Source organism: Bacillus cytotoxicus NVH 391-98 (assembly GCF_000017425.1).
GTDB classification, from domain to species: Bacteria; Bacillota; Bacilli; order Bacillales; family Bacillaceae_G; genus Bacillus_A; species Bacillus_A cytotoxicus.
Genome location: NC_009674.1, coordinates 3,708,816 through 3,723,236, shown reverse-complemented (window position 1 = coordinate 3,723,236; position 14,421 = coordinate 3,708,816). Strand labels below are relative to the sequence as shown.

At 35.8% G+C, this 14,421-nt stretch carries 15 protein-coding genes and 1 riboswitch; of the genes, 13 read left to right on the top strand and 2 right to left on the bottom strand.

The window, feature by feature from the left end:
* Positions 1 to 490: 490 nt before the first annotated feature.
* The 13 genes from BCER98_RS18505 (at position 491) to BCER98_RS18445 (ending at position 13,390) form a co-directional block, all read left to right on the top strand.
* On the top strand, positions 491 to 1,726 hold the full coding sequence (locus tag BCER98_RS18505) for a cytochrome P450 (RefSeq protein ID WP_012096117.1): 1,236 nt from the start codon (positions 491 to 493) through the stop codon (positions 1,724 to 1,726).
* Positions 1,727 to 1,985: 259 nt separating this feature from the next.
* Positions 1,986 to 2,522: a TetR/AcrR family transcriptional regulator gene (locus BCER98_RS18500; RefSeq protein WP_012096116.1), complete on the top strand. Its 537-nt coding sequence runs from the start codon at positions 1,986 to 1,988 to the stop codon at positions 2,520 to 2,522.
* 234 nt (positions 2,523 to 2,756) lie between these two features.
* A complete protein-coding gene (locus BCER98_RS18495; RefSeq protein ID WP_012096115.1) occupies positions 2,757 to 3,779 on the top strand; it encodes a 2,3-butanediol dehydrogenase in 1,023 nt (340 codons plus the stop codon).
* A 740-nt stretch (positions 3,780 to 4,519) separates the two neighbouring features.
* Positions 4,520 to 5,491, top strand: coding sequence for a nuclease-related domain-containing protein (locus BCER98_RS18490; protein WP_012096114.1), 972 nt, complete (start codon positions 4,520 to 4,522; stop codon positions 5,489 to 5,491).
* A gap of 142 nt (positions 5,492 to 5,633) precedes the next feature.
* Positions 5,634 to 7,166 carry a spore germination protein gene (locus tag BCER98_RS18485; protein ID WP_012096113.1) on the top strand — a complete coding sequence of 511 codons (1,533 nt, stop codon included), beginning with the start codon at positions 5,634 to 5,636 and terminating at the stop codon, positions 7,164 to 7,166.
* Positions 7,167 to 7,199: 33 nt separating this feature from the next.
* Positions 7,200 to 8,408, top strand: a complete 1,209-nt coding sequence (locus BCER98_RS18480) for a Ger(x)C family spore germination protein (RefSeq protein WP_012096112.1) — start codon at positions 7,200 to 7,202, stop codon at positions 8,406 to 8,408.
* Complete coding sequence (locus tag BCER98_RS18475; protein WP_012096111.1) at positions 8,405 to 8,635, top strand: hypothetical protein; 231 nt, start codon at positions 8,405 to 8,407, stop codon at positions 8,633 to 8,635. Before BCER98_RS18480 ends, BCER98_RS18475 begins: the two co-directional genes overlap by 4 nt.
* A gap of 20 nt (positions 8,636 to 8,655) precedes the next feature.
* Positions 8,656 to 9,753 (top strand): GerAB/ArcD/ProY family transporter, encoded by a 1,098-nt coding sequence (locus tag BCER98_RS18470; RefSeq protein ID WP_012096110.1) that lies wholly within the window; start codon positions 8,656 to 8,658, stop codon positions 9,751 to 9,753.
* A 34-nt stretch (positions 9,754 to 9,787) separates the two neighbouring features.
* The gene (locus BCER98_RS18465; protein WP_012096109.1) at positions 9,788 to 10,882 is read left to right on the top strand and encodes a GerAB/ArcD/ProY family transporter; all 1,095 of its coding nucleotides are present in this window, start codon (positions 9,788 to 9,790) and stop codon (positions 10,880 to 10,882) included.
* Between the two features lie 162 nt (positions 10,883 to 11,044).
* On the top strand, positions 11,045 to 11,452 hold the full coding sequence (gene psiE / locus BCER98_RS18460) for a phosphate-starvation-inducible protein PsiE (protein ID WP_012096108.1): 408 nt from the start codon (positions 11,045 to 11,047) through the stop codon (positions 11,450 to 11,452).
* 83 nt (positions 11,453 to 11,535) lie between these two features.
* On the top strand, positions 11,536 to 12,258 hold the full coding sequence (locus tag BCER98_RS18455; protein ID WP_012096107.1) for a helix-turn-helix transcriptional regulator: 723 nt from the start codon (positions 11,536 to 11,538) through the stop codon (positions 12,256 to 12,258).
* Between the two features lie 94 nt (positions 12,259 to 12,352).
* Entirely contained in the window at positions 12,353 to 12,685 is a 333-nt protein-coding gene (csaA, locus tag BCER98_RS18450) for a chaperone CsaA (RefSeq protein WP_012096106.1), read from the top strand.
* Positions 12,686 to 12,901: 216 nt separating this feature from the next.
* The gene (locus BCER98_RS18445) at positions 12,902 to 13,390 is read left to right on the top strand and encodes a YndM family protein (RefSeq protein WP_012096105.1); all 489 of its coding nucleotides are present in this window, start codon (positions 12,902 to 12,904) and stop codon (positions 13,388 to 13,390) included.
* Positions 13,391 to 13,430: 40 nt separating this feature from the next.
* Here BCER98_RS18445 and crcB (BCER98_RS18440) read toward each other — a convergent pair whose 3' ends face one another.
* Together crcB (BCER98_RS18440) and crcB (BCER98_RS18435) are read right to left on the bottom strand one after the other, a co-directional pair.
* On the bottom strand, positions 13,431 to 13,793 hold the full coding sequence (crcB, locus tag BCER98_RS18440) for a fluoride efflux transporter CrcB (protein WP_012096104.1): 363 nt from the start codon (positions 13,791 to 13,793) through the stop codon (positions 13,431 to 13,433).
* 3 nt (positions 13,794 to 13,796) lie between these two features.
* Entirely contained in the window at positions 13,797 to 14,204 is a 408-nt protein-coding gene (gene crcB / locus BCER98_RS18435; protein ID WP_012096103.1) for a fluoride efflux transporter CrcB, read from the bottom strand.
* A gap of 54 nt (positions 14,205 to 14,258) precedes the next feature.
* Positions 14,259 to 14,318: riboswitch (Fluoride riboswitch) on the bottom strand.
* Positions 14,319 to 14,421: the final 103 nt, after the last annotated feature.

Sequence of the window (14,421 nt, the reverse complement as noted above, 5' to 3'; positions counted from 1 at the left end):
TCATTTCTCGATAAATTTGTAACGGTATAAAGTATATATGGTACCATAATCAGCATTTATGAAATATTGATTTTATTGACTTTTTACATGTGCTTTGACCGTTATTCTCCCTTTCCGAGGGATAGAAAAATATCTAATGGGGAATGAACTACTTTGAAATGAATCGATGTGGGGTCTATATGTTGTATTGTAAACAAAAAAAGAATGCCCTTCTTGCAGTATAAAGAAGGATCATGCTTTTTCTTTTAGTTTAGCTGATCTAAAACCAAACAGACTTAAATAGAAAAAATAGGGCAAGAAAGCATAGAGCTTGTTGTTTTCTCTTTGACAGATTTTTTTATACAACGTTAATTCTCCTTAGTTTATCTTAAAATCAAAAAATAGTTTGAAAATTTCGTTTGTTGTTGTATAATCCTCACTACACCGAATGTTATTCGGTGAATTGTATTTGGTGTAATGGAAATTATTTTTTGAGGGGAGATTGTTATACATGAAAACACCTTATCAATCAATTGATATGATTCCTACAAATAAGCTGATAGGAAAACAGGCTTTAGAAGAACCGTATAAACCATTTGTATGGTACAAAGAGATGCGGGAAAAGGAGCCTATTTGTTTTAATCATCAGGCAGACATGTGGAATGTTTTTTTGTACGAAGACGTAAAAACTGTTTTAGAGGATAAAGAGTATTTTTCTAATATTATGCCCGAGAAGAAAAAGTCACCATTTCCACAAAGTATCCTTGGGATGGATCCACCAAAGCATACGCAAATGCGGTCTATTGTAAATCGGTCTTTCACTCCTAAAGCATTAAGAGAATGGGAGCCTAGAATCCAGCAAATCACAAACGATATACTCAATCAATTATCAAATCACAAAACTTTTGATATTGTAAGGGAGTTATTTTATCCGTTACCAGTTATAGTAATTGCTGAAATGTTAGGAGTTTCTGCTAAGGATATGGAAAGATTCAAGAAATGGTCTGATATTATTGTAAGTTCACCCAGTCATGAAGATCCGGATTATTTGAAAGAATTTTTTCATACACGTTTACAAGCAGAAAATGAATTAGGGAATTTTTTTGAAGAAATTATCCAACTCAATCGAGGAAAAGCCAAAAAAGATTCAAATGACATTATTTCTTTATTAGTTCAAAGTGAAGCGGATATAAATATCTCGAGCAAGGAATTAGTAGCGTTTTGTAAACTGCTATTAGTAGCAGGAAATGAAACAACAACGAATTTACTTGGAAACGCGCTATATTGTTTAATAGAACATCCAAATGTTTATGAGCAATTACAACAGGATCTATCTCTTATTCCAAAAACAATTGAAGAAGTATTACGGTATCGTTCACCAGTTCAAAGGGTTGTACGCAGAGTAAAAAAAGAGATTCAATTAAAAGGCCAAACTTTACAAGTAGATCAAATCGTTTCAGCATGGGTTGGATCGGCTAACCGTGACTCGTATCAATTTAAAGATGCTGATAGTTTCAACATATATCGCAGGCGAAATCCTCACCTTACATTTGGACATGGAATCCATTTTTGTTTAGGCGCTCCTCTAGCTAGATTAGAAGCTAAAATTGTATTGACGGAATTAATAAAAAGATATAAATCATTTTCGTTTATTGACCAGAATCTTCCCACTCCTATCTCAAATAGTAGTACTATATATGGATTAAGTTCTTTCCCTGTGAAAAGTGAACTACTTCATATAAAATAAGCATTTTGGCTCTGGTATAAGTGCCAGAGCCAATTTTATTCATAAATTAGAGCCATCAAGCTAAAATTTTCATTCATTTTATTTTTTAATGAATACAAGTCTATAGTATCCATCTCAGTCTCATAAAAAGTATTATATTTAGGAGAAAGAATTCCATATTATTATGGATTTAGGCATACTAAAAGAAACAGGACTATGCAGTCAAAACTATTATAATTTCAAGCATTACTTAGGAGTTAAATATAGGAGGATACTTGAATTGAGCAATTTTACACGTTTACGCACAAAAAACATAATAAAAGATGCGTTCATGGAATTATTAAAAGAAAAAACATTTTCATCCATCACAATTAATCATATTTGTGAAAAAGCAATGATTCATAGAAGCACATTTTACCGTCATTACGAAGATAAATATGTGTTATTTAGTGAGGTGTCAAATTCCATTGCAATAAACCTCTTTGAACAAACAAAGCAAGGTTCCGATTTAGAACGTACATTGTTTGAGGAGATAATCGAATACATAGATGTTAATCGTACATTGTTTTTTAATATTACCAGTAAAAATAATAGCCTTGAGTTATACGAAAAATTAATTCAGTTTGGTGCAGAAAATTTATATGAAAATTCAATGGAATATAATGATCCACTTTCCAAACGAATTCAAAACTCTGATTATCCAAGGGTACTATGTGATTTCTACTGTAGTGGTTTTTTTGAGATTATAAAAAAATGGATAGGAAATGAATATCCATATTCAAAAGAAGAATTAATTCAGATTTCTAAGAATTTATAGATAAATGAACCGCTTTGAAATATATGTCTCACTTTGAGATATATGCTATTTTTTGCTCATCGAATTCCTTCAAAACCTATGATAGATTAATGAACATAGCAAAGGAGGAAAGGAATGATGGGGAAGGTTAAAGAGCAAAAGAAAATTGCTTTCATGTTTTAAAACATGAATTACAATCTAAAGTTACATGAAAAATTATATATAATATTTGAATGATTTAAAGGAGGATTTTTTATGAAGGCTGCAGTATGGTATGGTGAAAAAGATATTCGTATTGAGGAAAGAGAAGTGAAAGAATTACAACCCAATGATGTGAAAGTTAAAGTAGCATGGACTGGTATTTGTGGTTCTGATTTACATGCATACTTGCATCCGGATTCAGTGCCAATGAATAGGAATATGGTACTCGGACATGAGTTTTCTGGTGAAATTGTAGAGGTAGGTTCTCATGTTACGAAATTTAAAGAAGGTGACAGAGTATGTATCTATCCAATGATGCTTAAAGATCCTTCAAATGCTGAAATTGAACGTTTCATCACTTTAGACGCGGTTGGAGCACAAATCGACGGAGGGTTTGCAGAATACGCGATACTTCCACAAAAAACGATTTTTAAAATTCCAGATACTTTACCACTAGAATTAGCAGCAATGGTAGAACCAGCAGCTGTATCTTTTCAATCAGTTAAGGATTCAAATGTAAAAGAAGGAGATACTATTGTTGTCTATGGCGCAGGTCCTATCGGGCTATTTGCTGTATTAGGGGCAAAAGCTGCAGGTGTTTCTAATATTATTGTTGTCGATTTATTGGATAGTCGACTCGACAAAGCAACTGAATTGGGTGCAACACACGTCTTTAATGCTAGAGAAGTGAACCCTGTTGAAGAAATTCGTAAATTATTCCCAGATGGAGCAGATGTTGTATTTGAAGCTGCAGGTGTTGAGTCAACATTTAATCAAGCCATTCAATCAACTAAAGTTCGTGGCACAATGATGGTTATCAGCTTTCACACCCAGGATATCCAATTTAATGCTCCTTCATCCCTACTCTTTAGCGGCGTAAAATTAATGGGATCTGTGGGATATAGCAATGAAACTTATAACGAGGTCATTGAATTACTTGCTAATGGAAGATTACCGGCGCAATCAATTATTACAAGTAAAGTTGATATAGATAATATTGCTGAACAAGGCTTTGAAGCATTAATTCATGATAAGTCTCAAGCAAAGATTCTAGTTAAATTAAGTGGCGCACATTAATTATATTGTGGATAAATGAACTTGCGACGTGTAGAAAATTTCGTTCCTTGTTAATTAGATCTAGGCAGTAATGATAGGGCGTATCCATAAAATAAGAGTGATTATCGCAACGGTTTATACAGGATGATTTCTTTAAATTCATTATATAATGGAGCTCACTATTATATATGTGGTGATGGAAGCTGATGTAGAAGATACTCTGGTGAAGCATGCTAAGAACATGATAGAAGTTAAAGCAAGTGACCTGTTAATTGAGGGAACTTGCTTTTTCATTATCATTGTTTATGAACTTAACTTTATCTTATAGAGGAATCAATCTACAGGAGGAATTTCAAAAGGAAAATACAATGATAACTTTCAAAAAAATTCTTGGCGTGAGTTTTAAGTCCTTTCGTTAGTGAGACTTCCTATAATTTCTCCAACGTTTTTCGTAGGTCTCCTTTTAGTTTATCTTCTCTTCTTAAGTCATTGTTTGTATATTTGTTTTAATTTTTGGTAAATAATTGGAAGTGACATTTGAGGGGACAAGCTATTCTTGGCAAAGTTAAGGGGGGAAACAAATTTTGGCAATAGTATGTTTCAAATTTTATAAAGAACGCTTCTAAAAACTGTGATTTACGGTAAACTTATGCTTCAAAATGAGGCGAGTTTATGGTTTGAATCACATTTTACGGAAAAAATTTGGCGAGATGTTGATATTCCATGTCGAAGCCCCGATATATTTTAAAGGGGTGCTGAAAATGATTGTGAAAGAACGGAAAAAGCCGATTTATTTGCGTCAATTAGAAGCATTATTGAGAAGATTGCCTGCAAATCACCCAAAAAGAGATAGAATTGCTGAAAAGTTTGCGAAACAGAATGCTGGATATAAAGGAGAACAAGCGGTAGATTACCCGCTTAGCTTTCTACCAGATAAGGAGTATTATATTTTGCATGATATAAGACTCTTTGATCAGAAGCATTTTTTTCAAATTGACACCCTCATCATATCCTCACGCTTTATACTCTTTCTAGAAATTAAAAATATAACAGGGACATTGTTTTTTGATACGGAATTTCATCAGCTCATCCGCATATCAGAGCAACATTCAGAAGGATTTCCAGACCCGATATTGCAAATAAAAAGACAAGAAGTGCAATTTCGAAAGTGGCTTCATTTATATGGTATTTCTAACCTTCCAATTGAGTCCCTCATTGTGATTAGTACACCGCGTACAATTATTAAAACTTCATTTCATAATCCAGAACTTCTCCAAAATATTACCCATAGTGCAAATCTCCCAAATAAAATTAAGCAGTTAGAAAATGTACATGTAAAGAAACAGTTATCAGCCAAGAAATTAGAAAAATTAGTAGAACATATTATGATCGAACATTCCCCATTACAACAAAATCTTCTTGAGCAACATAATATTACAAAAGAGGAATTACAAAAAGGTATACAGTGTTCAGAATGTTTGTCTTTTGTAATGATGAAAGTAAGAACTGGATGGCGTTGTCCGAAGTGCAATGCTTTTTCCATAGAAGCACATACATATGCTGTGCAAGATTATGCGCTTCTTTTAGGAACGACGGTTACAAATAGAGAGTTAAAAGAATTTCTAAACATCGAATCCAGCTCAGTTATAAAGAGGTTAATGCACATGATGCAAATTCCGTACACAGGTGAAAAGAAGGGAAGAAAATATGATTTAACAGCCTTTAAAATATAATGTGGTTCAATTCTCTGTCAGTCAATTTAAAGAGTCATAAATAAATTGAAGAATTTTTTAATTATATTGGATAGATTTTCTAGATATATCGCAAGATAAGGGTAGTTTTCATACAACATGGAATAAAAGAAAGGAGCTGTTCATGTTTTTTCAAAAGAATCAAAAAAAGATTGATCAGCAACAACAAGTTTTACTTTCTTCGGATCTAGATGAAAATTTAGAGATTCTTCGCTCTATGTATCAGGATTGTTTTGATGTGGTTTTTCATATGTTTTTGATTCGTGGACAAATGAGAGCAGTTCTTATTTATGTAGAAGGATTATCTAATGTAGAGGAGATTCATACTCATGTGCTTTCTCCACTTATGTCGGAAGTGGAGGGGGGCGGGCTTAATCCACTGGAAGTGTTAGAAAAACAGATACATCTTTCCAAGACGAAAGAAGTCAGGACATTTACAGATTGTATAGAGAATATCTCCAGCGGAAACCCTGTACTTCTCGTGCACCAGGAAATGTCAGGGCTCGCGTTAGGGCTTGCGAAATGGGAAAAGCGTTCAATTGAAGAACCGGTAGCTGAGAATGTCGTACGAGGACCGCGTGAAGGTTTTGTGGAAACATTGTCAGTTAACACCTCCTTACTTCGCAGAAGAATCAAAAGTCCTAATTTCAAGATGAAATTAATACAAACCGGTCGCTATACGGATACTTCGGTTGTAATTGCTTATATAGAAGGACTTGCGAATGAAACACTAATTGAGGAAGTTGAAAACCGATTGCGGCGCATTGACATAGATAGCATATTAGAAAGTGGTTATATCGAGGAATTGATTGAAGATAATCCTTATTCCCCCTTTCCGCAACTTATTAATACAGAACGGCCGGATGTAGCTGCTGCGAATCTCTTAGAGGGACGTGTAGTAATTCTGATGGATGGTACACCTTTTGTCTTAATTGCTCCGATTAGTTTCTTTTCTTTACTTCAATCGCCTGAAGATTATTACCAACGTTTCTTAATTAGTTCAGCTATTCGTCTGTTGCGGTTTGTATTTATGATATTTTCTCTTGTTTTACCTTCTATCTATGTAGCTGTGCTCACGTATCATCAGGAAATGGTGCCGACATCTTTGCTGATTAGTATGGCATCTTCGCGGGAAACAGTTCCTTTTCCAGCTCTTATAGAAGCATTAATGATGGAGATTACGTTTGAAGCACTGCGCGAAGCGGGGGTTCGACTTCCGAAACAGGTAGGAGCAGCTGTTAGTATTGTTGGAGCTCTAGTTATTGGGCAAGCTGCTGTTCAAGCGGGTCTCGTTTCCACTCCGATGATTATCGTTGTTGCGATTACAGGCATTTCTTCTTTTATGGTACCGCATTATACACAAGGGATTGCGTTGCGGATGTTACGCTTTCCAATTATGTTTCTTGCCGGCTCCCTAGGATTACTTGGGGTTATGCTTGGGGTGATTGCAATTGTCATTCACTTATGTGCATTGCGCTCTTTTGATATTCCATACCTTACACCAATCGCTCCGATGAATGCACATGAGCTGAAAGATACTTTGATTCGAGTTCCGTGGTGGAAGATGAATACACGTCCCCATTTAACTAATGAATTCAATCGATACCGACAGCCCCCTAGCCAAAAACCAAATCCAAGCGAGGGAGACGATTTATAGAGGAAAGATATGAGGAGAAGGGTGTGAACAAGCATGAATCTCTTATCTCGGAACATCATAAACGTGTTTCTCATTCTTCTCTTTTTGTTAGCTAGTTTCTTACTTTCTGGTTGTTGGGACAGAAGAGAAGTGAATGACACAGCGCTAGTGTTGGGGACTGGCATTGACAAAGAAAAAGGGAAAAACATTAGGCTTACTGTTCAAATTTTGGTGCCTCGGGCTGTGAAAGGAGGACAGTCCGAGGCAGGAGGAGGAAGTGGTGGAGGCTCTCAGATCTTGGTAAGGTCTGCGATTGGAGAAAATATGGCGGATGCTGCGTCAAAGCTTCAAGCAAAATTTTCACGTAAACTCTTTTGGGGGCACTGTAAAATATATATATTTAGTAAAAAGTTTGCTAAAGAAGGGGATATTCATAAGCAAATTGACTTTTTACTTCGCCATCCAGAACCTCGGGAACGAGCTTATTTGTTCGTTAGTGATGGGGAAGCAATCGATCTTCTAAAGTTACAGCCATCTTTAGAGTCATACGTGGGAGAAGCGCTTCGAAAACTATCAGAGCTGAATATCGGTATAAATGTTACAGTGATAGATTTTGAACAGATGTTAATAAGTGAGGCAGGAGTGGCTCTACTACCTTTGATTAAAAAGCTACCACCAGTATCTCGAAAAAACAAAGATGAAACGATGGCTATTGTAGTTGGCACGGCTGTTTTTAAGAAGGACAAAATGATCGGTCGAATGAATACGAAGGTGACTAGAGGGATATTATGGTTGCGAAATGAAATTCAAGAGAGTGTGGTGACAATAACCCCCAAAAAAGGAGAATCTATCTCGTTAGATCCAGTTCGTCAAAAGACAAAGCTTCTTCCTACGATTGAGAATGGAAAGTGGAAGATCGTCGCGAAAGTTCAATCAGAAGGTACGATTGTACAAAATGGAAGCCGTTTTGACATTATGAGTCCCAACATTGTGAAGAAGGTAGAAAAAGAATTAGAAAAAGACATTAAACAGTACATGAACCTAGCATTGAAACAGGTGAAGAAGGAAATGAATGTGGACGCGTTTGGTTTTGCAGATGCGTTTCACCGCAAATATCCAAAAGAATGGGATAAGGTCAAACATCGTTGGGATAAGCTTCTTCCACAGGTGGATGTGAAGATTGTTATGAAAACGCGTGTACGCCGACCTGGTTTGTCTACTACACCAGTGGGAGTGAAAGAAAAAGAGGTCGAAAAAAAATGAAATGGCTAACAATAGTAGGAATAACAGTATGCGTGCTTGTCATTGCCTTATATGAGTGGTCAAAAATGAATCACGATCAGAAAAAGGAGAAGGTGGCCTTTATAACCTTAACAGCGATAGGGTACCTGCTTGCTATTCTTCTTTTGTTTTTTCCGGACATGTTAGGGCCTACGCAAATGATTGAGAAGCTTTTCAAACCGCTTGGTAAAATGCTTGAGAAAAAGTAGGATAAAAAGGAGACAAGAAAATGGTTGAAAAAGGGAAAATTTCTGCGTTTCAGATGGCGCTTATCATCATACCAACAATCATTGCAACGGCTGTTCTTATTGTTCCAGCCATTACAAGTGAGCACGCAGAGCGCGATATATGGATTTCACCAATTTGGGCGTCTCTCAATGGTTTTTTTACTGTATTTGTCGTATATCAATTGCATAAGTGTTATCCAGAGAAATCGATTATACAATATAGTAAATATATCGTCGGCCGGATTCCAGGAAAAATCCTTGGGCTTGTCTATCTGTTCTTCATTTTACATATATGCGGCATAATAACTAGGGAGTACGCAGATTTCGTCATTGGTTCTTTTTTACCTAAGACTCCGATTATTGTAGTGATTGGAAGCATGATTCTAATTTGTGGGTTTGCGGTTCGAGGTGGTATAGAAGTATTAGGAAGGGCATCGCAACTGTTCGTTCCGCTATTTTTATTTCCACCTGTCCTCTTTTTCCTGCTTATACCTGACTTGAAAATAGAGAATATGTTTCCAATTATGGAGCATGGTGTGCTGCCTTCAATCCTTGGTTCAACTGTGCCACAGGCTTGGTTTAGTGAAGTGTCTCTTATCTCTATGCTACTTCCTTTTGTAACAGATTGTGAAAAAGGGAGAAAGTGGGGGATAATCTCGGTGTTTGTCGCAATGTTCATTCTGCTTTATGCTAATATAATTGGAGTTTTGCTGTTTGGAGGAACAGTAATTAGTCATATATATCCAGTGTTTACTGCTTTTCGATACATTAGTGTTGCTACTTTTTTTGAACATCTTGAGTCAATTGTGATTACTCTTTGGGTGTTGGGGGCGTTCATCAAAATTTCCGTATTTTATTATGTACTTGTTCTAGGGACTGCGCAATGGCTTCATCTGTCTGACTACCGTCCCATTGTGTTTCCACTTGGTTTTTTTGTAATACTAATTGGTGTATGGGCATTTTCTAGTGGACAGGAAATGACTCGATTTTTAGGAAACATCTCTCCTTTTTATATACCGTGTATGATGACGCTTATGCCGACAGTGCTGTTACTTATCACTTTTATTAGAAAAAAGAGGTCTTACACAGTGAAAGAATAATATCGTATGTTCCTTAGACAAAGGAGAAAAAGACATGATGCGGGAAAAAATAGGAATTATGCAACTTTTTTATATTATGATGGCTTTCGAAGTGGGGAGTACAGTAATTTATGGATTAGGGGTAGACGCGAAACAAGATGCCTGGTTAGTCATTCTAGTCGGTATGTTCTGTGGTTTCGTTTTAATGTGGATATATACAAAATTATTTGAGTATTACTCGGGAGATACACTTACACAAATGATTCCTAAAATTGTGGGCAAACTTATCGGTTACCCTTTGAATGTAATCTACATTTTTTATTTTATTTATATAGCCGCACGAGTATTGAGAGATTTTGGTGAACTTATAACGGGAACTTTTCTGCCGAAAACTCCTCTTATTATCGTTATCGGTAGTTTTATGCTTGTCATTGTGTATTGTTTACATGGTGGAATTGAAGTATTCGGACGTATGGGGGAGATATTCTTTCCTTTTTTGTTCCTTGTTGCGATATTAACATGGGCTATTGTATACAGCTCTCAAGTTGTTGATATAGAACAGCTCGCACCTGTACTAGAAAAAGGGTTCGGGCCAGTATGGGAGGCAGCCTTTCCTCTTGTCATCACATTTCCATTCGGTGAAATGGTATTGTTTATGATGTTTTGGCCGGCATTACATGATTCGAGAAAGGTGAAGAAATTAGGGATGGTAGTGGTTCTTGTAGCGGGAATTCTATTAACTGTAAATACAATCAGTATTCTTTCCGTCATAGGCCCCAATTTAGTTAAGATGAAAACATATCCACTGCTTACAATCGTGAGGATGGCATCTATTGGAAATCTGATTGAACGAATTGATGCAGCTATCATTATAACGATGATGATCGGCGGATTTTTTAAGGTGGGATCGTTTCTATATGGTGCCGCAGTAGGAACTGCCCAATTGTTTAGATTGAAAAGCTATCGTTCTATAGTTGTTGTGTTTGGTGCAGTAGTAGTTCTGTTATCAATTATGATTGCGACTAATTACATGGAGCATGAAGAAATTGGAATAAAGAAGGTCCCGATCTTTCTACATATTCCACTCCAAATTGTAATACCAGTTATTTTATTAGTTATCGCTATGATTCGGAAAAGGATACAGTCGTAAGTTTCGGTATCAGGAAATAATTGAGTTGGCTATTTCATTTATAATGGGGAAAATGAGAGCTGATAGTATAAATGAAAAGGCGAGAAATACAGCTTCAACTTCCGTAGAATATAATTTTACTATAATATATAAGTATGAATAGGAAGAGGAGTTTTAAAGGAAATGAAGTTATTTAATATCGATCACTTTATCGCAGGTATTTTACAATGGATTTTAAACATTGCGCTTATTATATTATTATCCGTTGTTTTAGCAATCTTTTTAGTGAATGAAACAATTACGTTTATACAGTACATATTTTCAGCCGAAAAATTTACATCGTATAAGCTTGTTGAAAGCATTATTGTGTACTTTTTATATTTCGAGTTCATTGCGTTGATTATTAAGTATTTTAAATCAAATTATCATTTCCCGTTACGTTATTTTATTTATATAGGAATTACAGCACTTATTCGCTTAATTATTGTTTCTCATGAAGAACCATTTGAAACGTTATTATATGCTGGATCAATTCTTATTTTAATAATCGCTTTATATATATCGAATTTGAGAGATTTGAAAAAACATTAAAAAGTAGTGCAGACCGTGCGATTGGTTTGCACTACTTTTTTTGATATGATAAATCCAAATATGAAAAGGGAGAAGAAGAGCATATGCAAATATGTAAAGAGATTGTTGCGGAACGCCGAACGTATAGAGAGATTGAACATACACATGCTCACAGTCATGCTCAGTTAATTTTACCTCTTCAAGGAGAACTTTCTATAAAAGCTGGGTTACAAAATCTTCTCATTGACCAGAAGACGTTATTTTTTGTCCCTCCAGAATGCACCCATACGTTTCATTCTGCTGTACGCAATGAATTTTTAGTGCTGGATATTCCTCATTTCATGATTCCTGAAGGAAATATGCAAAGGACAGGGATTTCACATGTGTTCGATAAACAGTGGAAAAGTATTCGCTATCTCATTTTACATGAAATAGAACAAGGACAATCTTCCTTGAACGAACTCTATCCATATATTTCGCGCTGCTTATTCAAGGAGCGACATCCGAAGTCTATTCAATATATTCATGAACATTATGATAAAAATATAACTGTGCAACAATTAGCGGCGCTTGAGCACTATAATCGTTCTTATTATTCGGAGTGGTTTCTAAAAGAAACGGGAAAATCTCCATCGGTATACATACAGGAAGTTCGCCTTAATAAAGCAAAAGAATTATTGCGAAATACAAATTTATCCATTATGCATATTGCCATACAGGTTGGGTTAGAGCATCAGTCTTCTTTAACTCGCTTGTTCCAAAAGTATGAGGGGATGTCACCGAGTCAATATCGCAAAGGTGATAGGGACGATGTAACGAATATATGACATAGAGATAAAAATAGCTGATTTTTGGTGAAAAATCTTTTATTTCATTTGTTTAAAATGTAGGTAGGTATTTCAAAAATTGGAGGGAGCATATATGGCAACGATTGAAGACTTTATGAAATTAGATATCCGCATCGGAACGATTGTAGAAGCAGAGCTATTTCCAGAAGCGCGGAAGCCGGCGATAAAATTAAAAGTTGATTTTGGAGAAGAAGTGGGGATGAAACAATCTTCAGCCCAAATTACGAAAAGATATGAGCCGGAAGAGTTAATTGGCAGACAGGTCATTGGAGTTGTGAACTTTCCACCAAGACGAATTGCGGGATTTAAATCAGAGGTGTTAATAATAGGTGGTGTTCCAGAAGAAGGAGATGTTGTGCTTTTAAAACCTGATGAGCTAGTGCCAAATGGAACACCAATTGCATAAAATAATAAGCAAATTATACTACAAACTGTTGTAAGAATAAGGGACTTGCTTGATATAAATAAAATTTCACCAACCAGGCTGTTACTGCCCTAAAAGAGCCGAATAAATCAGATAATGTGATGGTTGCAATTTCCTGTATGCTTTTATGAAATCAACACAATCTAGTACTGGGTAAAAATATGATTCCATATGGAAGTTAAAAATGGAGGATAATCAATGAAACATATTGTTGCTTTATTGATTAAGTATATGGCAATTAGTGCTGTATTGCTTATAGTACTAGGTATTTTCTGGGACGTTTCAGTTCCTAGAGTTTTGTTTATCTCATTAGTCATTACAGGAGCAGCCTATTTAATTGGAGATTTATTTGTTCTATCTAAGTATGGAAATACAGTTGCTACCATTGTGGATTTCGGTTTAAGTTTTTTCGGAATTTGGGTATTAGCATATCTTCTTACAGGTATTGATGCAACTCGGAGTCTTACTGCATCTTCGTTTTGGGCAGCACTTCTGATTGGGATAGTAGAAGTGTTCTTCCATATCTATATGAAGAGAATGGTTTTAAAGGAAGAAGAGCAGGTGCTGAACTCTCCTAAGAAGTATCGAGGAGCATACGCTACAGAGTTTTCAGATGAATATATAGACCGTTCTAAAATAAGAAAAGAACAATTGCTTGAAAAAGTAGAGAATCGCAAGAAAGAATAGAAAATAAAAGGGATGGTAGTTGTCACCACCCCTTTTATTTTTATAAACTACCTATTTTTATTCCGATACATGCAAGTATGATTCCGCTGATATAGGTTGCTCCTATGTACAAGAACCCAGTTCCACACTTCTTATTTGTAAAAAGCTGAATGGATTCTAATTTAAAAGTAGAAAATGTAGTGAAAGCGCCCATGAAGCCTGTTCCTAGTAGCAATTGCCAACTTTTATCGATACCTTTTCCGGCAATGAGTCCGAGCAAGAAAGCGCCTGTTATATTGATAAAGAATGTGGCAAGCGGAAAGGATGTTTTCTTTCTTTTCTTAAACCAATTGCTTATATAAAAGCGTGTAATCGCACCGAAGAAGCCACCGATAGCGACGAGTAATGCATGATATTCTGACATTGTTTAGTCCCCCTTTTTCGTTATAACGGCGCGCTTTGTAAATAAGATATTTCCTAATTTGTATCCCATACTAGACATAAAAAGTCCACCGAATATGCTGCAGAGTACATATACGATAGCAATCGACCATGCTGATTGGTTGATTAATTTCATTGTCTCGACACCAAAAGTAGAAAATGTAGTAAAAGATCCTACAAATCCTGTTCCAATCCCCGTAACGACCTCTGAAGGAAAAATATTTAGACGAGAAATATAAGTGGCAATCCAGCTTAATAAAAAGCATCCAATCAAATTAATAAATAATGTGGCGAGTGGGAAAGGGTGGTGCCACAATACATCAATACTTAGTCCTAAATAATATCGTGAAAGAGCACCTAATATTCCAGCTAATCCAACAATAAGATAGACCATTTTCTTCACCTCTCTCTTAGTTTACTCAAAAAAAATAGACTCCTACCAGTGTGTATCCTGGTAGGAGTCATTAGCTAAGCAGCGGTTGTGGCGAACTCCATCGCCGTATTCATTCCATTTACTAGTGTACTAAATATTTTGGTGATTTCCAATAAGTGCGTATAGATTTTTTCGTCAAGAGTGGAAAAGGCACCAATCAGAAATATTTATTTAAATG